At 67.5% G+C, this 21,294-nt stretch carries 19 protein-coding genes; 10 read left to right on the forward strand and 9 right to left on the reverse strand.

The features are described from left to right. Nucleotides 1-91: 91 nt before the first annotated feature. The gene (locus MEBOL_RS36440; protein WP_245919177.1) at nucleotides 92-511 is read right to left on the reverse strand and encodes a hypothetical protein; all 420 of its coding nucleotides are present in this window, start codon (nucleotides 509-511) and stop codon (nucleotides 92-94) included. 29 nt (nucleotides 512-540) lie between these two features. Between MEBOL_RS36440 and dinB the strand changes: the two genes are divergently transcribed. The 7 genes from dinB to MEBOL_RS36475 all read left to right on the forward strand — a co-directional run bounded on the left by dinB (nucleotide 541) and on the right by MEBOL_RS36475 (nucleotide 10,901). Next, nucleotides 541-1,629 (forward strand): DNA polymerase IV, encoded by a 1,089-nt coding sequence (dinB, locus tag MEBOL_RS36445; protein WP_095981718.1) that lies wholly within the window; start codon nucleotides 541-543, stop codon nucleotides 1,627-1,629. Nucleotides 1,630-1,685: 56 nt separating this feature from the next. After that, complete coding sequence (locus MEBOL_RS36450) at nucleotides 1,686-3,299, forward strand: TraB/GumN family protein (protein WP_095981719.1); 1,614 nt, start codon at nucleotides 1,686-1,688, stop codon at nucleotides 3,297-3,299. 3 nt (nucleotides 3,300-3,302) lie between these two features. Next, nucleotides 3,303-4,058: a M90 family metallopeptidase gene (locus MEBOL_RS36455; protein WP_095981720.1), complete on the forward strand. Its 756-nt coding sequence runs from the start codon at nucleotides 3,303-3,305 to the stop codon at nucleotides 4,056-4,058. A gap of 93 nt (nucleotides 4,059-4,151) precedes the next feature. Continuing rightward, on the forward strand, nucleotides 4,152-7,094 hold the full coding sequence (locus tag MEBOL_RS36460; RefSeq protein ID WP_095981721.1) for a carbohydrate binding domain-containing protein: 2,943 nt from the start codon (nucleotides 4,152-4,154) through the stop codon (nucleotides 7,092-7,094). Between the two features lie 249 nt (nucleotides 7,095-7,343). Beyond that, nucleotides 7,344-8,663, forward strand: a complete 1,320-nt coding sequence (locus tag MEBOL_RS36465) for a hypothetical protein (RefSeq protein ID WP_425437582.1) — start codon at nucleotides 7,344-7,346, stop codon at nucleotides 8,661-8,663. Beyond that, nucleotides 8,653-9,339, forward strand: a complete 687-nt coding sequence (locus MEBOL_RS36470) for a hypothetical protein (RefSeq protein ID WP_095981723.1) — start codon at nucleotides 8,653-8,655, stop codon at nucleotides 9,337-9,339. Before MEBOL_RS36465 ends, MEBOL_RS36470 begins: the two co-directional genes overlap by 11 nt. An 11-nt stretch (nucleotides 9,340-9,350) precedes the next feature. Continuing rightward, nucleotides 9,351-10,901, forward strand: a complete 1,551-nt coding sequence (locus tag MEBOL_RS36475; protein WP_095981724.1) for a DUF1501 domain-containing protein — start codon at nucleotides 9,351-9,353, stop codon at nucleotides 10,899-10,901. Here the strand turns inward: MEBOL_RS36475 and MEBOL_RS36480 are convergent. From MEBOL_RS36480 to sppA, 8 genes are all read right to left on the reverse strand, one after another. Further along, a complete protein-coding gene (locus MEBOL_RS36480; protein ID WP_095981725.1) occupies nucleotides 10,898-11,926 on the reverse strand; it encodes a hypothetical protein in 1,029 nt (342 codons plus the stop codon). The two genes, MEBOL_RS36475 and MEBOL_RS36480, sit on opposite strands and share 4 nt — an antisense overlap. Then, complete coding sequence (locus MEBOL_RS36485; RefSeq protein ID WP_157823881.1) at nucleotides 11,923-12,555, reverse strand: thioredoxin family protein; 633 nt, start codon at nucleotides 12,553-12,555, stop codon at nucleotides 11,923-11,925. Before MEBOL_RS36485 ends, MEBOL_RS36480 begins: the two co-directional genes overlap by 4 nt. A 101-nt stretch (nucleotides 12,556-12,656) precedes the next feature. After that, nucleotides 12,657-12,950 (reverse strand): hypothetical protein, encoded by a 294-nt coding sequence (locus tag MEBOL_RS36490; RefSeq protein WP_095981727.1) that lies wholly within the window; start codon nucleotides 12,948-12,950, stop codon nucleotides 12,657-12,659. Between the two features lie 59 nt (nucleotides 12,951-13,009). Further along, nucleotides 13,010-15,091, reverse strand: coding sequence for a neutral/alkaline ceramidase (locus tag MEBOL_RS36495; RefSeq protein WP_095981728.1), 2,082 nt, complete (start codon nucleotides 15,089-15,091; stop codon nucleotides 13,010-13,012). Nucleotides 15,092-15,196: 105 nt separating this feature from the next. Further along, the gene (locus MEBOL_RS36500) at nucleotides 15,197-15,997 is read right to left on the reverse strand and encodes a hypothetical protein (RefSeq protein ID WP_095981729.1); all 801 of its coding nucleotides are present in this window, start codon (nucleotides 15,995-15,997) and stop codon (nucleotides 15,197-15,199) included. Nucleotides 15,998-16,084: 87 nt separating this feature from the next. Beyond that, entirely contained in the window at nucleotides 16,085-16,798 is a 714-nt protein-coding gene (locus MEBOL_RS36505; protein WP_245919179.1) for a hypothetical protein, read from the reverse strand. Nucleotides 16,799-16,843: 45 nt separating this feature from the next. Then, entirely contained in the window at nucleotides 16,844-17,377 is a 534-nt protein-coding gene (locus MEBOL_RS36510) for a TFIIB-type zinc ribbon-containing protein (protein WP_170115669.1), read from the reverse strand. A 13-nt stretch (nucleotides 17,378-17,390) separates the two neighbouring features. Continuing rightward, entirely contained in the window at nucleotides 17,391-19,100 is a 1,710-nt protein-coding gene (sppA, locus tag MEBOL_RS36515) for a signal peptide peptidase SppA (protein WP_245919181.1), read from the reverse strand. A gap of 81 nt (nucleotides 19,101-19,181) precedes the next feature. Here sppA and MEBOL_RS36520 point away from each other — a divergent pair, with 81 nt between their 5' ends. The 3 genes from MEBOL_RS36520 to MEBOL_RS36530 all read left to right on the forward strand — a co-directional run bounded on the left by MEBOL_RS36520 (nucleotide 19,182) and on the right by MEBOL_RS36530 (nucleotide 21,276). Beyond that, nucleotides 19,182-19,529, forward strand: coding sequence for a hypothetical protein (locus MEBOL_RS36520; protein ID WP_179956352.1), 348 nt, complete (start codon nucleotides 19,182-19,184; stop codon nucleotides 19,527-19,529). 185 nt (nucleotides 19,530-19,714) lie between these two features. After that, entirely contained in the window at nucleotides 19,715-20,362 is a 648-nt protein-coding gene (locus tag MEBOL_RS36525; protein WP_095981733.1) for a hypothetical protein, read from the forward strand. Next, on the forward strand, nucleotides 20,359-21,276 hold the full coding sequence (locus tag MEBOL_RS36530) for a type VI immunity family protein (RefSeq protein ID WP_095981734.1): 918 nt from the start codon (nucleotides 20,359-20,361) through the stop codon (nucleotides 21,274-21,276). Before MEBOL_RS36525 ends, MEBOL_RS36530 begins: the two co-directional genes overlap by 4 nt. Nucleotides 21,277-21,294 lie beyond the last annotated feature (18 nt).

The raw sequence follows: 21,294 nt of genomic DNA on the forward strand, positions 1-21,294 counted from the left end.
GGGGACGTCCCTCGGCACGGCGCGCAATAGCGAGCGGCCCCCGGTAGTGTCAACTTCCTCTAATCCCCCGCTCCCCCGGATGCACGCGCCCTCATTCGATCGCGGCCACCCGGTACTCCCCCGATTCCCGCTCCAACCGCACCGCCCGTTCCTCGCCCAGGGGGAACTCCGCCCCCGTGTCCGTCATCCGCACCGGACCCCGCACCACGAGCCGTGCCCGGCGCAACCGCTCGGCCGCCAGGGGCTCACGCTCGAAGTCCTCGCGCAGCCGCTCGGGGGTGTAACGGGTCCGCAGGGGTTCGCTCAGGAGCGACCAGGCCAGGCTCCAGTCGCCCGCCTCCACCCCATCCAGGAACCGCGTCAGCACGGCCCGGGGCGCGTCCTGGGACGAGTCCTCGACAACCCGCGCCTGGACGCAATCCGAGGCCGCTTCACGCGGACAGGGCGTATGGACACAGCCCGTGATGGCCAAGGCCGCTGCCAGGGAGACGGTGGATGGGATGGGGCTCACGGCGCGGATATAGTACGCCGCACGCTTCCATGCCTCCCCCCTCGACGCCCGCGCCGCGCAAGGTCATCCACATCGACATGGATGCCTTCTACGCCTCGGTCGAGCAGCGGGACCATGCCCACCTCCGGGGTGTGCCGCTGGCCGTGGGCGGCTCGCGCGAGCGTGGGGTTGTCGCGGCGGCGAGCTACGAGGCGCGCCGCTTCGGCGTGCGCTCGGCGATGTCCTCCGCCACCGCCCGCCGGCTCTGTCCGGAACTGATCTTCGTCCCGCCCCGCTTCGACGTCTACAAGGCGGTGTCCCAGCTCATCCGCGGCATCTTCGCCCGCTACACGCCGCTCATCGAGCCGCTGTCCCTGGACGAGGCCTATCTCGACGTCACCCACAGCCCCTCCGGCCTCTCCGCCACCGCGATCGCCAAGGCCATCCGCGCGAGCATCCGGAAGGAGACGGGCCTCACCGCCTCGGCGGGGGTCTCCTACAACAAGTTCCTGGCGAAGCTCGCCTCGGATCAGAACAAGCCGGATGGGCTCTGCGTCGTCACGCCCCGCCAGGGTCCGGCCTTCGTCGAGCCCCTGCCCGTCGGCCGCTTCTACGGCGTCGGTCCGGTCACCGCCGCGCGGATGAACAAGCTCGGCATCTTCACCGGGCTCGATCTGCGCGCCCGCAGCCGCGCCTTTCTCCAGGAGCAGTTCGGCAAGGCCGGCGACTACTACTACCTCGCCGCACGCGGCATCGACCATCGCCCCGTGCGTGTCGATCAGCCGCGCAAGTCGATCGGTTCGGAGAGCACCTTTCCGGAGGATCTGCTCGAGCACGACGCGCTCGTCGCCGGGCTGATGCCCGCGGCGGACTCCATCGCCGAGCATTGCGCCCGCGCCGGCATCTCCGGACGGACGGTGACGCTCAAGCTGCGCTACGCCGATTTCCGCCAGGTGACCCGGGCCAGGACGCTCCCGGCACCCATCGCCGACCGCGACAACCTCATGGCGACCGCGCTGGCCTTGCTGGCTCCCCTCGAGCCCGTCGAGCAGGGCGTTCGTCTTCTGGGCCTCACCTTGTCCAATCTCACCGGATCCCACGCGCCGTCCCCGGATGGGCAACTGGGGCTCGAACTCTGAGCCTCCCTCCCCTTACGATGCGCACCACGCATGTTCCCTGGGGAGGACTTGGAGAGATGAATATCAGTGAGCTGGTGCTGGCGTGGGTGCGGTCGCTCCTCGCGGTGGATCCCTCCCGGTGGGAAGACGCCTTCGCCCGCTTCGAGAACGAGCTGGGCCCGGATTGGAGCGTGCGCCAGCTCGCGGTGCCCAAGACGTTCTCCATCGGCGCGCGGCTGCGTGACGGCCGAGAGCTGCCCCTGTCCGACTGGCGCGAAGCGCTCGGCATGGAGGCCCCCGTGGAATCGCGCGTCGTGGACCTCGGCACGTTCTCCGCCGAGAACCTTCCCGCGCACATGGCCGCCGCGTTCGCCAACACCCATGCGCTGTGCCTCGCGATCCGCGTCCGGGGCGTGCCCTCGATCTACTCGCTCCAGACGGTGCACAGCCGCCGCTACCTCATCTCGCCCGAGCAGTGGGTGGAGTTCATCCGCCTGCAGCCCCACCCGGAGCGCGTGCGCGAGGCCCTGGCCGAGGAGCTCACCGAATCCAATGAGCTGAATCACCGCCAGCCCGTCGCGGCGGCCCAGGTGGAGGCGTACCTGCTCACCCCCGAGGGCGCCTCGGTGCTCGACTTCCTGGGCGACAGCCTGCTCACCCGGCTCCAGAGGGCCCTCCGCCTCGAGGGCTCGCGGGAGCTCATCCCCGAGCCCTTCCGTCCGCTCTTCCGCACCAGCGATCCGGACTTCCTGGATCGCATGATGCTCGGCGAGGATCGCCAGCACGAGTTCATCCCCCGCGCCAGGCTCCTGCAACTGTCCCAGGAGGCCACGGTCCACGACTTCGCCGCGCTGGTGGACGCGCAGCCCTCTGCGAAGAAGATCTGGGATCGCGTCGCCGAACACCTCAATCTCAATCGCTACTCGGAGGACGCGGAAGAGGTCGACGCGGCGGGCGCCCGGGACAAGCTGCTGAGAGATCCCGAGGGCTTCTGGGAGCTCTCCGTGGACCACCTGATGAATCAGTGGCAGGGCGTCTGCCGGGGGTACGGCGTCGATCCGATCATCCCCGAGGCCCAGCGCGGGCTCGTCCGGTCCGAGCGCGAGGAGCAACTGGCCCGGGACCGGGGCTTCGTTCCGCCCGAGGAGCGGCTGCACCAGCAGGAGGCCCCGGAGGGCTACCAGGTGCTGCTCTTCCGTGAACTCGAGACGGTGCCTTCAGAGGTGTTCACCTCCGCTCCCTCCACCGGGGCGGAACGGGAGGAGTTCGTCGGAGCCCTGCGCGAGGCCCAGGCCTTCGCGGAGAAGGAGCACTCCCCTTTCCTCGAGGCCTTCAAGCTCGCGCGATTCGTGCTCGAGACCGATGCCTGGCGGCTGTCCTCGGAGCGGCTGTCCGACGAGCGCGTGGAGGTGCTGCGCAAGACGGTGGAGGACGCGGGCTTCAGCGAGCAGGCCTCCGAGGTCCTGGGCCGCAAGGTGGGCGTGCTCGCCTACTTCGAGCAGTTCCAACCCTCGGAGGACAAGCTGCGGGGCTTGCTGGCCTGCGCGCTGGCGAATGTCTTCGGGGGCATGGGCTCGTGGAATGATCAATACTTCGAGACGCCCGAGGCCCAGGCCACCTACGAGCGGGTCTCCGCCCGGCTCCATGGTGCGCTGAACGCGTTCTCCGTGGCCAACCTCAACGCGGAGTAGGTCATGGGACTGTTGCGCGCCTTGCGGCGCCGTCACCTGCGGCGGCGCCCCTTTCCCTCCGAATGGCTCGTCCATCTGGAGCGTCACACCCCGTTCGTCCAGGCGCTGGACACCGAGACGCGAGAGCGCTTCCTGGAAATGCTCAAGCTCTTCGCCTGGGAGAAGGAGTTCATCGGCTCGGGAGGATTCACCATCACCGACGAGGTGCGCGTGGTGGTGGCCGCCACGGCGGTGCGACTGGTGCTCTACCTGGACCTCTCCTATTACGACCATCTGCGCGAGGTGATCGTCTATCCGGATGCCTTCCTCATTCCGGATCGCACGGGCGTGGTGCTCGGGGAGGCGAAGCACTGGGGCACCGTCATCCTCTCGTGGAAGTCGGTGCTGGCCGGACTGAGCAACCCCCATGATGGCCACTCCACGGCCACGCACGAGTTCGCCCACGTGCTAGACCGGGAGGACGGCGCCTTCGACGGCACACCGGAGCTGCGCCGCTACTCGCATTACGCGGCCTGGTCCCAGGTGATGGGCACGCACTTCCAGAAGCTGCGCGAGGGCCGGCCCCGCGAACGTCAGGTGTTGGACGACTACGGAAGCATCAACGAGGCCGAGTTCTTCGCGGTGGCCACCGAGTCCTTCTTCGAGAAGCCGCGCCAGATGCGGGAGAAGACGCCGGATCTCTACGAGGAGCTACAGCGCTTCTACGGGTGCGATCCCCTCACCGGCCGCGCCGCGTCATCCGCTCCGCTCCAGAAATGACGCGGTGTTTCCTCATCTGTCCCATCTTCCGGGAGGATGAGCATGGGTCTACAACCCCGCCTTCACCTGCACCCGAGGTGAAGGAGGACACCCATGACGAGGCACTGGAACGGCGGCCCCCTGCTGGCGCTCGGCCTGATGGCACTGAGCGCACCCGCGCTCGCCGGCACGGCGACGGTCTACTACTACACTCCGTATAAGGCCTGGAGCGGGGCCTACCTCCATCACGATGCCAGCGGAAGTTGGACCTCCGTTCCGGGCACCGCGATGGACACGGCCTGCGCGAACTGGGTGATGAAGACCGTCACCACGGGCTCTGCCAGCACCTTCCAGGCCGTCTTCACCAATGGGCAGAACGGTTGGGACAATCCCAGCCCGGCTGGTGGCAACTACAACCTCCCCACGAGCGGCACCCACCAGGTGAAGAATGGCCAGCTGCTGGCCAACGCGGGCTCACCCTGCACCACGGCCCCCACCGGCAACAAGGCCGAGGTGTACTACTACACCCGCACGCGCGCCTGGAGCGCCGTCAACCTCCACTATGCCCCCACCAGTGGCACCTGGACCTCGGCGCCAGGCGTGGCCATGAGCGAGTCCGCCTGTACCGATTGGGTGAAGAAGACCGTCGAGCTGGGCTCGGCGAGTGGCATGAAGGCCGCGTTCAACAACGGCTCGGGCACCTGGGACAACAACGGAGGCACGGACTACGCGCTGGGCACGGGGCTCATCACCGTCAGGGACGGCGTCGTCACCGCGAATGCCTCCTCGCCTTGCGTGACGCTGCCTCCGGATACGACCGCTCCGTCCATTCCCACGGGGCTGACCACCTCGGTCTCCGGTACCCAGCTGACCCTCACCTGGAACGCCTCGACGGATGACCGGGCCGTGACGGGCTACACGCTCGTGCGCACCGGCGGCTCCGAGGGAACACGGTCCTTCACCGTCTCCTCGCCGGGCTACACGGACAGCGGCCTGTCCCCCTTCACCACCTATAGCTACTCCGTGAAGGCCTTCGACGCCGCGGGCAACACCTCCGCCGCGAGTGCCACGGTGTCCGCCACCACGAAGGACGCCCCACCCGCGCCGCCTCCGGGACAACCCCTGGGCACCGACATGCGCGAGGACTCCATCTACTTCGTGATGACCGCGCGCTTCTACGACGGCGACGCGTCCAACAATCGCGGTGGCAGCCAGCACGTCAAATCCGGCAACGCCGCCCACAACGATCCGATGTTCCGCGGGGACTTCAAGGGACTCATCCAGAAGCTCGACTACATCAAGGCCCTGGGCTTCTCCGCCATCTGGATCACCCCAGTGGTGCTCAACCGCTCGGACTACGACTACCACGGCTACCACGCCTGGGATTTCAACAAGGTCGACCCGCGCCTGGAGTCCCCGGGCGCCTCGTACCAGGACCTCATCAACGCCGCCCACGCCAAGGGCCTCAAGATCATCCAGGACGTGGTCTACAACCACTCGAGCCGCTGGGGCGCCAAGGGGCTGTGGAACGCCACGGTCTACGGCGTGCGAGACAGCCAGTGGAGCTGGTACTACGACGCGCCCGCTCCGGGCTTCGTCTACGACGGCCTGACGGTGGAGCCCACCAGCGGCAAGTCCTATTACAACGGGGACCTGTGGTCCTCGTCCGCGCCCGCGGGCAACACCTGCCGCAACTGGGGCACGCCCACGGGCTCGTACAGCCAGGAGGGCTACCGCGTCTACAACTGCCAGTGGCCCAACCCCACCTCCGGCATGTTCCCCGCGCAGTACTTCCACCCATGCTGGATTGGCAACTGGGAGGGCGAGGACTCTCGCAGCTGCTGGATTCACGAGGACCTGGCGGACTTCAACACCGAGAGCAAGCCCGTGCAGGACTTCCTCGTGGGCGTCTACAACAAGTACATCGACATGGGCGTGGATGGCTTCCGCATCGACACGGCGGTCCACATTCCCCGCGTCACCTGGAACCGGCGCTTCCTGCCAGCGGCGCTCGCGCATGCCGAGGAGAAGTTCGGCGCCAAGGGGAAGAACTTCTTCATGTTCGGCGAGGTGGGCTCGTTCGTGAACGACAAGTGGAACCGGGGCTCCCCCAACCACTCCGCGCAGTTCTTCACCTGGAAGGAGCGCCGCACGTACAGTGCCGATGACACCACTGCGGCGCTCGAGCAGTACAACTACGAGCAGACCCAGGGCACGGCCCAGCAACCCACGTCCACCAACGCCTTCCTCCAGGGCAACACCTACCACGCCCCGGATCACGGCCAGTTCTCCGGCATGAACGTCATCGACATGCGCATGCACATGAACTTCGGCGAGGCGAGCAACGCCTTTGGCAATGGCAAGGACTCGGACGACAGCTACAACGACGCCACGTACAACGTCGTGTACGTCGACTCGCACGACTACGGTCCGAACAAGTCCAGCACGCGCTACGCCGGGGGCACCGACGCCTGGGCCGAGAACATGAGCCTCATGTGGACCTTCCGGGGCATCCCCACGCTGTATTACGGCTCGGAGATCGAGTTCCAGGCGGGCAGGCCCATCGACTGTGGCCCCACCTGCCCGCTCGCCACGACGGGCCGGGCCTACTACGGAGATCACCTCGAGGGCAGCGTGACGGCGTCCGGCTATGGCGTCGTGGGGAGCGCGTCCGGCAAGGTCGCGGAGACGTTGAACAAGCCCCTGGTGAAGCACCTGCAGCGCCTCAATCAGATCCGCCGCCGCGTTCCCGCCCTGCAGAAGGGGCAGTACTCCACGGACGGCGTGTCGGGCGGCATGGCCTTCAAGCGGCGCTTCACCGATGCGGCCTCGGGCGTGGACAGCTTCGTGTTGGTGACCATCTCCGGCGGGGCCACCTTCAATGGCATCCCCAATGGCACCTACCGGGACGCCGTCACCGGAGACGTGAAGACCGTCACCAGTGGCACGCTGACCGCCAGTGTCTCTGGAAAGGGCAACCTGCGCGCCTACGTGCTCGACCTGCCCGGCAATCCCGCTCCCGGCAAGGTGGGCGTGGACGGCCCGTACCTGAAATGACGCCCCGGTGGGTGTGGACCCACTGACACACCTACACGACGCGAGACGGATGCCACCGTCTGGGGGGGAGGTGACATGGATTCTTCGAGAAATCGCACCGGCGGTTTTCCATTTCGGTGCTCCTGAAGTGTCTCCACGCCAGGAACTCATTCACGAAGAGGTCTCGTGCTTCGACGATTCATATTGGGAGCCGTGCTTTGCCTGGCGGGGGGGGCTCACGCCAAACCGCCCGCCGGCGGCGTCTTCTGCTTGACCTATCCGTCGGCACCCGCGTGCACCGGACAGCAGCCCGCGTGCACCTACTGTCACGTGGCGCCTCCGCAGCGCAATGCCTTCGGGAGCCAACTGGAGCCTCACCTGGCGCCCGGCGTACCGCGCCCGCTGTCCGACAGCGAATACTCCGAAGCGCTTCCCGGGGCGCTCAAGGCCATCGAGAGCCAGGACGCCGACGGCGACGGCGTGTCGAACCTCGAGGAGATCCAGCGAGGCACGCTCCCCTTCGACGCCACCAGCTTTCCCGTGGAGACGGGGGGCTGCTCGGCGGGAAGCAATTCCCAGTACGACGTGTGCCGCTACGATCCGCGCTTCGCCTACCGGCGGGTGCTGCTCGACTTCTGTGGGCAATCGCCTACCTATGATCAGCTCAAGTCCTTCGGGGCGTTGAGTGGAGACGACCAGCGCGCGCGGCTCGACGCGGAGTTGGAGCGGTGCACCGCCAGCGAGTTCTGGCGCGGCAAGGACGGGCAGCTCTGGAAGCTGGCCCACCCGAAGATCCGCCCGGTGGGCTCGATCAAGTCGGGAGAGAACGCCGGCCCCATTCCCCTCGCCGACTATGACGACGACTACGCCCTGTACTCGTACGCACAGCTCGACGACCACGACGCGCGCGAGGTGATGACGGCGAAGTACTTCGTGCGCCGGGAATCCAACCCCACACGCTACCTCCAGGAGACGTCCCTGCCCTCCCAGAAGGTGGACGAGTCGCACCGCGCGGGCAACCTCACCTCCGCGTGGAGCCTCATGACCTTCGTGATGTTCACGGCGCTTCCGCGCAACGCCGCGGCGCAGAGCTACCGGGCCTACCTGGGGCTCGACATCGCCAGGCAGGAGGGCCTGTTCAGCATTCCGGGCGAGCCTCGTGACTACGACGCCAAGGGCGTCACGGCGGAGGCCTGCGCGGCCTGTCACGCGACGCTCGATCCGCTGAGCTACCCCTTCCGCAACTACCAGGGCATCGGTGGCTCCGCCTCGGCGAGCTACGTGCCCAACCGCCTCGAGCGCTTCTTCAAGGACGTCTCGCCCACCATCACCCAGACGCCGGAGGCTGGCTACCTCTTCGGCCAGCCGGTGAACAACCTGGTCGAGTGGGCCTGGGTGGGCGCCAACAGTGACGCCTTCGCCATCGCCGCCGTCACCGACTACTGGAAGCTGCTCGTGGGCCACGCACCCACGGCCGAGGAAAACGCCGAGTTCGTCTCCACCTGGAAGCGCTTCAAGGACACCCACCAGTACCGCGTGCAACGCATGCTTCACGATCTGATCCGCACGGAGGCCTACGGTGCGCCTTGAATCCCTTCGAGTGGTGTGGCTGTCCGCCGTCCTCGTGCTCTCCGCCTGCTCGTCATCGCCCACTCCCTCGGGAGATGATGCCGGGACGCCCTCGCCCGGAGGCAACGGACAGCCCGATCCAGGCACGGGAGGCTCCGTGGCGCGCTCCTCGCGCAACAACCTGCGCTTCAAGGGAGCCGAGCGCCTGGCGACCGACTTCGCGACCGCGCTGTCGCTGCCCGCGGATCAGGTGTGCAACGAGTTGGGCCAGTATCCGTGCACGTCCTACGTGCACACCGTGACCCTGGGGGGCGTCGATCCCTACGCCAACAGCCTGTACGAGCCGCTGACCGCCTCGGGCGTCACCACCCCCATCGCCGTCGATCGCGTGGTCCTGTCGGCCTGTGGCCGGCGCGTCGCGCTCGACCTCGCCACGCCCTCGGCCGCCGTGCTGTTCAAGGACATCGCGCTCGATGCCCAGGGTCGGCTGGCGGATCGCGGAGGGACACCCGTCAAGGACGCCATCACCGCGCTCTACCAGCGGGGCGTGTTGAGGGATCCCTCGGACGCCGAGATGAGCGCGTTGATCCAACTGTCCACCGACATCGAGGGCTCGGGCAGCACCCAGCCGGGTCAGGACTGGATGAAGGCGGCCTGCTTCGTCGTCCTCTCCTCCGCCGAGTCCGTCTTCTTCTAGGGAAATACGCCATGTCACTTCGCAACAATGGCCGGCTCTCGCGCCGGGAGATGTTGAAGGCGCTGTCGCTGTGCGCGGCGGGTTCCACGACCCTCGGTTCCCTGCTGACGGGCTGCCGTGACTCGCTCACGGGTCCGGAGCAGCTCGAGAAGCTGGGCGGCAAGCGCATGGCCCGGCTAGATGGCAAGCCCCGCTTCCTCATCGTAGTGGGCGCCACGGGCGGCGCCTCCATCGTCGACAGCCTGTTGGCGGTGCGCGCCTCGGATGCGGGAGCCAACGCCTCGAAGCTCAACACCTTCGAGGACGCGCAGGTGCTGGACGTCACGGGCTCCCCCTTCCGCGCGGTGAAGGTGGACAGCAAGAAGCTGGGCAGCATCCCCATCCCGGTGAAGACGGACCAGCTTCCCTTCGTGAAGAAGCACAAGGACTCGATGCTGGTGGCCACCACCGTGGGCACCTCGGTGAACCACACCATCGCGCAGAAGCGCAGCCTCACGGGCAACGCCGCCTGGCGGGGCCGCACGTTGCAGGAGTGCGTGGCCCTGCAGTACGGCACGGGCTGCCCCATTCCCAACGTCAACATGGCGACGGGGGGCTACTCCGAGCGCGGCACGGACGACTCCCTGCCCACGCACTGCTATGGCGAGGTGGTGACCCATCCCTCGCTCTGGCCATTGGGGCTCGATGGCGCGAGAGGACTCAAGGATGCGCCCCCTCGGGACGTACTGGCCCTGGCGCGCAAGACGCGCGATACGCTCGATTCCCGCTCGGTTTTTGGCCAGACGTTCGACAACGCGCGGGTGCTCCAGCGCTGGAACGAGCAGCGCATCGTGGGACAGCCGGCCCTGGAGGTGCAGGAGCTGATCACCCGGCTCAACATCCTGCCCAACGCGCCGCCCCAGATTCCGCTCACGGAGTACGGCCTGGCGAGTTCTCCCGATGGGGCGCGGCTGCGCTCGGTCTTCCCCGAGTTCTTCACGGATCCCATCCAGGGACAAGCGGCGCTGGCGTTCCTGCTGCTCAAGTACCGGGTGTCGGTGTCGGTGACGCTGGGCCCGTCCTTCAACGTGGTGGTGGGCGGGGAGGACGGCATCGCCAACCCTCCCCTGGCGTTCGACATCAGCCACAACGATCACCGTGCGGGCCAGGCCTTCATGTGGGCACGGGTGATGGGCGTGGTGGACAAGCTCATCGATTTGCTCAAGTCCGAGCCCTTCGATGCCGCCACCGGCGAGAGCATGTGGGACCGCACGCTCATCTACGTGGCGACGGACTTTGGTCGGACGCGCCCTCGGTCCGCGAACGCCACGGAGTTCGGGTCCGGGCACGATCTCAACAACGGCGTGCTGATGCTCTCGCCGATGCTCAGGGGCAATACCGTGCTGGGCGGAGTGGATCCGCTCACCACGTTGACCTACGGCTTCGACCCGCGCACGGGCGCGCCCCAGAGCGGCAAGGTGACCTCGAACGAGCCGGACATCTTCTCGGGGATCCTCACCGCCATGGGGGTGGACACGTCGGGAAGCGGGCTCCCCGACGCGAGCGCCTTCGTGCGGACCTAGAATTCGAAGTCGCGGTGCAACATCAGGTTCACGATGGCGGGGTACGTCAGCTGTCCTGGCACCCCGTCATGCGTATGTCCCACCTGGATGAAGTGCTGGTACACGGGCACCTTGACGGACAGCCCGACCGCCAGGGCACCGAGGGGATAGAGCACCGTGGCGCCCGCGAGCACATCCGTGCGCCCCACGTTGCCATCCTGCTGGACCTCGCCATCCCAGCGCTCGGGCTGCTCGTTGAGCACGTCCACGCCCAGGGCCACTCGCAGCCGCCGCACCACGGCGGTGTCCACCGAGGTCCCCGCCGCGAAGCGATTCCCCGCCTGATAGCCGTGACGGTTCCGATAGAGGAAGAGCTGGGCCTGCCCGTACCCCTGGAGCCGGAAGCGTCCCAGGCTCTTGGCCACGTCGAGTGACAGCACGGGGTTGAAGGTGCCCGTGCCGAACTGGATGTGCTGATGGGTCAGGCCCTGTTGGCCCAGGGCGAAGGGATTGGCCTCGGTGCGACCCAACGGCAGGGACACTCCGGCCCGGCCCACGATCGCCACGCCTCCCGGTGCCCACGCTCCGCGTCCGCTCACCCAGGGGTCTCCAATGCCCATCAACGTTTCGTTCCGGTGGTGGATGTTCACGTAGTCCGGCGCGAAGACCGTTCCATCCAGGCGGCGGAAGAGCACCGTGGTGCGGGTGATGCGCAAGGGGACCTGGGCCTCCAGCCCGAAGCGCTCGGTGAGGCCCACTTCGAGGATGGGGCGCAGCTCTCCCGCGTAGAGCATCTGATCATGAAGTTGAGGGGGCTCTTCGCGCTCGCGGCAGATGGGGCCGATGTCCGGGCAGTGCTCGCTGTGGACGACGTTGACCGCCGTGGTCGTCAGATTGAGGGTGGCGGACACCTCGCCCGATTTCAGGACGGAGCCCGCGCTTCGGCCCACCGGAAGGTTGGGATTGCTGCACCCGGCACATGCCTCGGCGGTGCCCGCCAGGAGCAGGGGCACCAGGAGGATCAGGGGAAGGAGCAGGCGCTTCATCGCGCCCCCGCCAGGGAGAGCGCCTTGTCGAGCGCGTCGGTGTCTCCGCCGGACAGGGTGGCCACCTCCCGGCCATCCTTGCCGTACACCACGAGCAGCGGCAGGCCCGGAGCCTCCGTGAGGTAGCGGCGCGCGAGTGGAGTCTCCCATGAGACGACATTCAACTTGCGGTAGGCCACGTCGGAGCGCTGGTTGAGGAGCGCGAAGACGTGCCTGTCCACCTTGCGGCACACCGCGCACCAGTCGGCGTAGAAGTCGAACACCGTCACCTTGCCTGGCACGAGGTAGGGCGTGAGCGAGGGCACGTCCTCACCCCGCTCCACCAGCGTGCGCAGATCCGCGCCCGCCCCGAGCGTGGGAAGGGGCTCGAAGGAGAGATCCGGGTGGCACTCGAAGCACTGGGATTCCGGCACACCGTGGGGGCCACACCAATCCCCCGCGTGCTTGAAGCGCGCCTCCAGTTCGGGATGGCAGCGCGTGCAGGACTCCGCGGGAACCTGGTGGGCGCAGAACTCCGCGCCGGGTCCATTCACGACACTCAACTGGCTCAACGTGCCATGGGACGCGGAGGACGTGGCGCACCCACTGGGAAGGAGGACACAAAGACAGACAAAGAAGACAGACCGCATGGAAGAGGACTCCAGGACGCAAAGAAGGAGAGCCGCGCGAGCGGCGGACGCCCGGCGGAGACACGAACGCGAACCCCGGCGCCTCCCAGAAGAGGAAGGCGCTAGGCGCTTCGTGGAGGCCTGAAGACCTCTCGTGGAGAGCCGTCCCGCGGAACGCCCTCACGCTCCAGGGCGAAGTCCATGGGCCGTGGAAGCACCTCGGGTGGGGCGAGCACGAGAGGGGGCGCTCCCCACACCGGCCGGGCACACAGACACGCCTGACAGTCCTCATCGCCGCCCGGCTCCTCATGCTCCAGGCAGGCCCGCGCGCAGTCGTCCGCCGCGAGCACCCGGGGCAAACCACTCAGCATGAAGCCGAGGACGCACACGAGCAGGAGGAAGACGAGACGAAGCATGGGAGGCGGTGACTCCGCTTACACCTGGCGCGGAGTCCCATGCAAGCGCCCCCCGTCCCTCAGTTCACCGTGAACTCGCGGGACACGCCGTTGTAGGGGCGGATGAGTCCGTCCCACCCGGACTTCCAGTCTCCCTCGTGGCGGATGCGGTAGGTGCCCGCCGGGGTGTCCGAGGGAATCCGCCAGTCGATGGTGACGTACGAGCACCCGAAGGTGGGGAAGCAGTTGTTGCGCTCCCAGCGGTACGTCGTCTCCCAGCTCGCATCGTCGGCGACCGTCACCCACGTGCTGCCCGACTTGCGCTGCACCTGCAGGTAGGAGCCCTGGATGTGCAGGTTGTTCTTCGGGTGGCCGCCCCAGAACTTCACGCTCACCGTCTCGTTCCGGGCGTAGGCGGCCCGGGCATCCGTGACCAGGCTGCCGAAGCTCTTGGTCAGGGGCTTGTCGTCATACACCACGCCGGTTTGAATCGTCGTCTGCTCGCCGCGCAGATCCCTCGGCGTGGGGCCCGGGGCCACGGAGGTGCCCGAGCGCATGGCGAGCGCCAGCGTGTCCACCTCCTGCTGCACCGCCGCGAGCGTCCACGGGCCGAAGTGCGTGGACGCGCCCTCGTAGTCCTGCTTCGCGTACTCCTCGCGCGTGGCCAGGTAGCCCGAGTAGGCGTTGGACAGGCCCGCGATGAGCACCTGATCCACCCCCAGTGGGGCGAGCCGCGAGAGCACTTGCTGGCGCACGCGCCGGCCCGCCATGGTGGTGGGCTCGAAGGGCAGCGCCACGAGCGCCACGTTGCCCAACCGGAGCACCTGCAGGGGCAGCACCTCCGGCGTCCACGGATAGGGCTTCTGCGAGCCGGTCTCCAGGACGATGGGCTTCTCCGCCTGGCACGAGGTGGTGAGGAGGTTGCAGGTAATCGCGGTCCAGGCGTCGTGGATGCGCTCGCAGGAGGCACCCTCGTAGCCATAGCCGGGGCCGTCCTCGGCGCCCGCGAGCATGGACTGGCCGATCGCCGCCGTGCAGGTGGTACGCGGCTGGCCATCCGTGTACGCGGGGGCCACGTTCACCGCGTCCATCTTCACGTAGACGTGCCGGAAGTCCACGCCGCCCGTGAGCGGCGCCGAGGCGTTGTCGTAGAGCGAGCGGGCCAGGGTGTACTGCTTGCGGCCGGACAGCTCCGTGCTCTCGGTGTCGTTGGCGCCCCCGCCGTTGGTGCCACCGAGGATGTTGGGCGTCACATCGCCTTCATTGCCCTGGGCGAAGGCCGCCACGAAGGTGCGCGCGGCGGTGTAGTTCGTCCCCTTGGCCTTTTCGAAGAGCCAGGCCGCGTAGCCCTTGTTGTCGCCGTGGATGAGCCGGTTGTCGTTGCCCAGGGACGTACCATGGACGGCGAACCAGTTGATGAGGCCCACCTCGCGCCCGTCGTCCGCCTGCAAGCGCAGGAGCGTCATGCGCGTGTCCCGGTCGGCCGCGTATTGGGCGCGCTCGGAGGCGGGGTTGCGCAGGTAGGCCTCGGGCGAGCGGTTGAGGCTCGCGTCGAACAGGTCTCCCGAGGCGACGCGGATGGAGCCCGGCGCGAGGTTGTCATGGGCGCGGACGATGGACTGGTAGATGCCCTCCACGATGGCGTCGAAGTTCTGCTGATCGAAGCCGAGGATGGTGAGGTTGTAGAGCGCGTAATGGGAGAAGCCGCCGGGGCCCGAGTGCGTATGCGTGGCGCTCACGAGCACGTTCTCGTCCGAGTAGAGGGTGCCGTACCGGGCGCGCAGCTTCTCCACCACCTGTTGTTTGACGCCCTGGAAGATCTGTCCGAGGTCCGCGTTCACGAACACCGCGCGCTTGCCATTGCAGGGCGAGGCGATGACGAAGGCGCGCGAGCGCAGGCGCTGATGGATGCCCGCCGTCTTCTGTTCCACCATGGCGTAGCCCATCATCCCCAGCTCCGCCGCCGCACCGGTGATGTCGTAGATGCCCGCGCCCACCTGGAAATGGGTGTTGGCCGCACAGGAATCCGCGAGCGTGGCGCCGAGGGTCGAGACGGGTGCCTCGACTTCATCGGAGGGGCGTGAATCACATGCGCCCTGGGTGAGCGCGAGGGCCAGGGCCGCCGCCAGGGAGGGCCTCCAGGGAGAGACACGTCGTTGCATGGGTGGTTCCTCGTTGGAGAAGGAATCCTCGATTCTCGGGGCGGGCCCGCTGGGGTTGCGGACTCATTCGACCGCCGCACCGCGTCGAAGTGGCTCCTCCGACTGCTAATGCCGCCCCAACTCCCTGTCCCAGGCCGCCAACTGTACGGCCACCGTATATTTGTAGGCGCTGGAGAAATCCTCGAAGTCCTCCAGGGAAAGCGCGCGGAGGCGCTCGCGCAGGAAGCCAGGGTCGCTGAGCACCTCGCGGTGCTTCAAGTCAGCGTCCATGTTCACCAGGATGGGCATCACCCGGAGCACAACCTCCAGGCAATCCTCTCGGGTAGCGCGAGACATGCGCTCCACCGTCAGGGCGATGTGCTCACGGACCGAGGCAGGGCCTCCAGGGCACCATGCCTCCAGGGTCTTGCGGTAGATGTCCTCCATGAGTTCTTCCAGCGTGTATTTCTTACCGAACCAGAACGCATAGCGAAGACCCTGGAGCACGTCCCAGAAGCGGAGCACCGAGGCGAGCCGGTTCGCCATGCGCTCAGCGCTCCGTAAGGGGGGCGGAGACACGGCATGGAAGAGGGCCCCCCAAGGGGTGCTCAGGCAGAAGGACTCGAAGGCACCTTCAGTGCGTTGACGCTCTTCCTTCTGGACGCATTCGTCCATACTGGTGAAGACGCCGACGAACAGGTGCATCCACCAGCGCGGGCGGTTCAAGTCGAATTCGGCACCTGGACGTACCACCAGCACCTCGCCGGGCGGCACCTGGCGCATCTGCCGGGGATGGGGAAAGGCACCGGTCTTGCGGTACTCCCGGGCCCACCAATGGCCCTCGGCTCTCACCTTGCGGAGGATGGCGGCGGAGGAGCCGTAGAGCATCGCCGGAAACTCGAGCACCGGGGAGTGTTCCTTGGTCATGGCTTTTCGCCCTAACACCGCGGCGAAGTGCTCCTCAAGCGTCAGGCGCTTCGCTCGCTCAGAGGGAGGCAAACGCCTCTCGACCGCTCAGCGACAGTCCACGGGCAGGTAGACCTGGCCCTGGAATTCCTTGGGCCATTCGCCCCTTCCATACGCAGCCCGGATCGCCTGCTCAGCCAACTCACCGCGCTGCGCTATTTCTACCCTGGGCAACTCTTCCGCCTTCTGGGCTGCCCGCTCCTTCCAGGAGGCATTGGGCTTCTTGCGCCTGTAGCTCCAGCGATACAGAGTCAATCCGGGCTCTGGCGTGTGCCAGGACAACTGCCAGAGCGCTCCCCCGTTCTCGAATTCGAGGAAGAGGGACCCCTCGAAGCCAGTGCCTCCCACGAGTTTCTTGTCAGGCGTGACGGCCTCATTGAGCGCCGCCAGGTAGCGCCCTACCTGTCCTCTCCCCTCCCTGCGCGACTCCTCATCGTTCGGCTTGATCTCGAACAACACCAGGAGGCGGGTATCGGTGATATCCGGGCGCAAGAGCCTCACGAACTCTGAAAGACGCTCGGGGTCCCCCAGCTTCCCCTCCTTCACAATGGTGGAGAGGCTGGCGGTGTCGAGGAAGACGATGCTGGAGGGGTGCTGCAAAGTGTATTCTATGCCAATGGCCTCGTGTGCGGCCCTGCCAAGAAAAGCGCCCCAGGGCTCCCTCGAATCCGGCTTCCGGCCAGGGAGCAGCGTGGAGGAGGGTGGCTCCGCCTGCGCACCGAGGGACGCCACGAGCACCAGGAGAAAACCCGCCAGCCCCAAGCTGCTCCTCGTCGTGGTTCCACGCCCTTGCATATCCAACAGCCCCTACCCGTCCAGCGTGACGGCACCGGGAGGCCGGCACCGGGCACAATAGAAGTCGCCCTCGTAGGCGAACGCCCGGGCGCCCCGGACCTCCACCGCGCACGCCGAGCACCGGTGGGACGCCGTGCCCCCCACTCCCGCGGGCCTCGCCTGGGGATTCGTCACGCCCTCCAGCCGCTCGAAGCCTCCCGCGTCCAGCCAGATGCCCTCACACCTGGGGCAGACGTCGAGCTCACAGGCACTCGTCACCACCCGCGCGAGCCGCTGGCCACACTCCGGACACCCCACCGGCGCGCCCTGGCACGTGGGGCACACGCGATGCTCGGTGGACACGCGGTGGCCCGGTTTGCGGCAGCGCGAGGGCGCCACCCGGGCCGCGCTCAGGAACGCCCGCACCGGAGGCCTGTCCGCGAGCCGATCCCACTGCCCCCGGCCAAACCACAACCCATGACAGCGAGCACACGTCCCCACGTCCACGGGGGCCACGTGCAGGGGCCGCAGGGATTCGTTCTCGCACAGGGGACAGGGTCGCGCCATGCGAGGGGCGAGTCTACTCGAAGCGCTCCCCGCTTCCGAAGCCTTCCAGACGCCAGGCTGTCGGACAGAAGGCATACGTCCCCGTCCAGGCACCCCCCAACACCAGACGCAGGAGCGAGAAGCGCCGATCCTCGCCTCCGAACATCTGCAAGTCGAAGGGCCCCTGGACCTGGGCGAGCGACATGGCGCGCGCACAGGCCTCCTCGAAGCCGCCCTCCGTCCGATCCACCAGTCCCACCGCATGGGCCCGCTGGCCGCTGTACACCCGGCCCTCGGCGAGCGCGTGGATCTCCTCCTTGGTACGGCCGCGCGCCTTGGCCACCTGCTCCAGAAAGGACTGGTAGGTCTCCTCCACCTCGGCCTCCATCAATGCCCGCTCGCGCTCGGTGAAGCCGCGCGAGGAGGAGAAGATGCCCGCGGTCTCGCCCCGGGTGATGAGCGTGCGGTGCACTCCCAGCTTCTCCAGGAGCCCCGAGGTGTCGAACTTGCCCGCGAACACGCCAATGGAGCCCACGATGGCATGGGGCGTGGCCCAGATCTCCCGGGCCCCGAGCGCCGCCATGTAGCCACCGCTGGCCGCCACCCGGTCCACGAAGGCGATGACGGGCTTCTTCTTGGCCACCCGCTGCACCGCCTCGAGGATGATCTCCGAGGCCACCGAGGAGCCTCCCGAGCTCGCCACGTACAGCACCACCGCCTTGGCCCGCCGCTCGCGTCCCGCCGCGCGCAGGGCCTTCACCACCGAGTCCGAGCCCGCCACCTCCGGCCCCACGCCCGCCCCGCCCTTGCCCGGGACGATCATCCCCGTCAGCGGAACCACCGCCAGCCGGGGCTTGGGGCGCAAGGAGCGCCAGCGCACCGGAGGCCAGGGCAGCCGAGCCCGGTACATCGCCATGGACTCCACGCCCTCTCCATCGTCCTCGTCCCCCGCGCCCTTCATGCCCAACCGAGCGGGAAGGTCCACCTCGTCACACAGCCCGTCGACGAGCCCCTCGGCCGCCGCGCGCTTCGCGCTGTAGGGGCCCGCGTCAATCCACGCCTTCACCTGCTCGGGCGGGCGGCGCCGTCCCCGGGCCACGTTGTCCACCAACTCCCCGTAGCGCTCGTCCAGGAAGGACTCGAGCGTGCGCCGCTGGATGTCCGAGGCCTGGGGGTGGGTGAAGAGCTCGGGCATGGTCTTGTATTCGCCGCGCCGGAAGAAGTGCGCCTGGATGCCCAACCGTTCCAAGCCCTCGCCCAGCGCCAGGGCCTCGGCGGCGTAGCCCACCAGCTCCAGCCGCCCCGCGGGCGACAGAAGCACCTCGTCCGCCGCGCACATCACCTGGTAGCCCGCGCTGTCCACGCTCACCGCCCAGGCGACGACCCGCTTGCCGGCGGCTCGGAAGTCCCCGAGCAGCTTCACCAGGACGTCCCGCTTGGCGGGGGGGACCGCCAGTCCCTCCATCTCCAGGAGGATGCCCTTGACCGCTGGATCCTTCGCCAGGAGCGCCAGGGCTTCTCGCAGCGATTCCAGGGAGGTGACGGTGGCGGGTTCCGGACGTGCCTGCCCGCCCAGCAGGCCCAGGCGCCGGGCGCGTGGCCGCTCGCGGTACGCAGGGTCGTCCGACAGCCGGAAGCGCACATAGGCGGGCCGGTGCCGGGCGCCGAGCAGACGCAGCGGCAGCCCCAACAGGGTGCGGATCAGGAGCAGCAGGTTGATCACGGGGACGAAGAGGAGGCGCACACCTCGGGCGCCTAGTGGACCCCGGAAGGGGACGCAAGCCCTGTTCTGCGCGGATGTCCGGTCGTGATAGGCTGCGCGCCCATGTCCCTCGCCCGTTTCTCGCGTCTGTTGGCTACCCTCGCGCTCGTGTCCGGAGGCACCGCCCTCGCCCAGCATCGTCAGCTCCAGTCCTACCAGAGCGACGGAACGACGCAGCAGGAGCGCGATGCCATGCGTTCGCGCCCGAAGTACAACGTCAACGAGTACGGCAAGGACATCAAGATCAAGAAGGATCCCATTCCCTGGAGGGCCATCGGGCTGGCGGTCATCGCGTTCAGCATCGCGGCGCCCTTCGCGTGGCGCACCTACAAGCGCACGACGAAGGAGATGGCCGAGACCAACGTGTTCGGCGTGCAGCGCGCGGACGCCGGCGAGGCCGATCCAGAGTAGTCGTAGGCGTTATGGGGCCACGCGTCCATCCTCTCCTCCGGATCCTCTTCACGGGGGCCCTGCTGATGATGGGCTGTACGGCCCGAAGTCCCCTGTCCCGGCTTTCCGGTCAGACGACGGACTCGGCGACGAGTGGCTGTCGGCTCAATCCTGCCTGCTATGCGCCGATACGGGGAGAAAAGGCGGTGATCCCCTGGATGTCGCGCGCTGTGAGCACCGCCCGTACCACGACGGCGGTGATGCGGCTGCTGGAGACAGCGGAGGTGGCTCGCATCGAGCAACTCCTCATGGAATGCGCCGGGGAGGCGAATTTCGCGGTCAACCAAGCTGACCCGGAACTGAGCGGAGCCAGTCCTTCCGAGGCCCAGTGCAAAAAGGTGCTTCGCCGGGAGAATGGAAAAGACGTGACCCGGGCCCTGGAGTTCGGAAACAAGAAGCATTCGATGGCACTCGATTGTGTCCGAAGCGCTCTGGGTGAGCTCTATCCTCAGAACATCAGCGTGGAGCCTCGCTACCAGGTGGATCCCTCCTCGGGGCGGTGGCGATGGATCGATCCCAAGCAGGTCATGGATTGGCTGAAGCAGGGACTTGCCCACAGGCTGAAGGGATCGCTGGTTCCCGACGTGGTTCTTCACGTCACGGGCAACCCGAATGAAGTCCAACTCGTCTACGATCTTAAATTTCCCTGTCCGGCGGGTCGTGCGCCTCGGTGGACGGAGTACCCCGAGGGCCATCCTCACCATCCGAGGAATCAGGGTGAAATGTATCAGCGCGCCTTGGGAGGGCAGCAGCAGCCCGCTCTCGTGTCGCCCGCTTATGGAGTCTCGCGATGAGCGAGCACTATCCTCGGGTGCGGCTCCAAGATGCCTTCGAGGGACAACGTCTCGCCTTGCTCCGGGAGCGGGTGACCCTCACCTTCTATATGCGGCGCGCACATACGCGCGTGGTTCACGAGGTCATCCAGGCCTTGGAGATCTACATTCAGGCAGTGGGCGCCCATGTGTTGGGCGGGTACTTCGACGCCGACGGCGAATGGAAGGAGCTCGACGCGCGGGGATGGTCTGACGTTCGACGAAAACTCCTGAGCCCGCGAGGTGCCAGCATCGAACTGGCTGGGGCACCCGATGATCTCACCGGGTACGAATGGATCTATCAAGGCCGGCTGTTCGATGAGCCCCGTTCCGCCGATGATTCCGACGAGAGCTGCGTAGTGACCTTCTCGATGCCCACCGAGTATCTGGAAGGGCAAGGCCCGGAGCGGGTGCGAGAATTGGCATCGCGGCTGGCGGTGATTCTTCCCTTCGACTCGGGCCACGGAGGCATTTCCTTGCAAATGCCCGGTTGGACCCAGCGCAATGCGCCCACCATTCGTGACAGCCTCTTCCTGCATCCCGGCCTGGACATTCCGGAACCAGTGCTCGCCTGGTCCCTGGGAACGAAGCTCAAGGGAGCCTATTGGCTGACCTTCCTGGGTCCTACCGTCCTCAAAGGCTTGGGCGGCGCGGAGGGCCTGCGTGAACGGCTGCGCTCGCCAGGAACCACCGTGGAGACATTGCATGACGCGCGCGCGGTGGTGACCTTGGGCCGGTGGCCAGAAGCAGGAGACCTGATGCGTGGTGACACCCTGCCCGCCTATCGTGAACTGGCGCGCGTGCTAGAGCCCTGGCTCTACTTCGAGCAGCGCTGCCCCTGGGGCAACCTCACGCTGGACGAAACGCGGCGCTGGCAACGCCGCTTCCTCGACTGAGCGTCCCCGCGTCAAAAC

It is taken from the genome of Melittangium boletus DSM 14713, from assembly GCF_002305855.1.
Taxonomy (GTDB): Bacteria; Myxococcota; Myxococcia; order Myxococcales; family Myxococcaceae; genus Cystobacter; species Cystobacter boletus.